The organism is Candidatus Obscuribacterales bacterium, from assembly GCA_036703605.1.
Taxonomy (GTDB): Bacteria; Cyanobacteriota; Cyanobacteriia; order RECH01; family RECH01; genus RECH01.
Genome location: DATNRH010000956.1, coordinates 1 through 1,361, shown reverse-complemented (window position 1 = coordinate 1,361; position 1,361 = coordinate 1). Strand labels below are relative to the sequence as shown.

1 protein-coding gene is annotated in these 1,361 nt (G+C 53.5%); it reads right to left on the bottom strand.

Annotated features, from left to right (window positions below):
- The coding region (locus V6D20_19640; GenBank protein HEY9817997.1) for a hypothetical protein at positions 1-1,308 on the bottom strand (1,308 nt) is incomplete at its 3' end.
- Positions 1,309-1,361: the final 53 nt, after the last annotated feature.

The following is a 1,361-nucleotide window of genomic DNA, read 5'->3' as shown; positions in this document are numbered from 1 at the left end:
TGCGATAACCTGGGCAAGGTCATCAAGGGCCTTAATGCCAGCCTGCCCACCATAGAACGCTGCATCCGCTATGTCCGCGCCCCGGGACAGCACAGGTGCGCTGTCTGTAGCGATCCGGTACATTGCAGCGGCTGCCTGCATTGCATCTTCGTTGCCGGTCTTTAACAGGTCTTCTACATCTTTCTTCAGTTGTTTCAGATAGGCTGCTTTACTCTGAACATTCTCACTCTTCAACCCGGTATACACCGGGCGACCCATCTCGTCATAGATGTAAGAGAACTCTTCGCCACCCTGCCCCCACTTGGCACGTTTGGCGACTTCTTCAGCAGCCAGCTTGTTGATCTGCGATAGCTCCATAGGCACAGCCTCAAAGGGCAACTCGTTAGGACTGAGTTGTCCAAGGTAGCTGGGCTTGGAGCGTGCCAGGGCGTCTTCCCAGATCTGGTCTGCGGTGATCGGGTTTCTACCACGGCGTTCCAGGAAGCGGTTGATAGCGACTACCAACTCATCCTGGTTAAGTTCAGTGATGTTCTTTACTTTGCGGCCTACGGCCTGGTTAACAATGTTCTGAAAGTGCTTGGCTGGTATAGAGGACCTAGACGGGCTACGCCAGTAGGAGTACCACTGATCCGCCACGTCTTGTATGTCATCCGTCTTATCAACTGCACTTTCTATGCCACCCTCATATGCCTCACGTACCAACTGTTGTCTTAAAATTCTAGGTAATTCCTCGGCCTTATTAGCCACGTCAAGCATACGCTCAGCCCCGAGCCCGGCCTCATTAATTACCTGACCATATCGTTTGTCGAGTGTATTACGTGCGGCGTTATAAGCGTTACGCACAGTGTCAACGTACTGCTTTTCGGTGATCTGTCCGGATACGAGCATCCCGTATCCTTTGATCTGTCTGCGCCTTAGAGCATTAAGGGCAGCGTTGTAGTCCATCTCCACGTCGTTAAGTAGATTGGCCCACTCTCCCGGTCGGACGGAGTCCAGCGCGGCAGCATAAGCCAACCCACGAGAGCGTTTAAGTTCGGTCTCCACAACAGACAGATATGTAGCCAGGTCGCGCACAGTTTCGATGCTGATCTCTTCAGACATAAGCATCTGACGCGCTGCCTCACCGCTCAGTGTGCCCTCCACAGGGCCCACGTTAGGCACTTCCCGGGCAGCTTCTGCAATCTTCTCTGCATATTTCTGCTGTAGTTTCCTGACCTGCTGCACTGCCTCCCCCGGGTCGCCTGCGTCCTCTAAAATCTTACGCACTTCCTGTCCCAGGTTGTCCCCAGTGTTTTCAATGGCGTCCATTATCTTAGGATGGGGTGTGCGCCATTCTTCTAAAAGTCGGGAGGCGGAGGTGG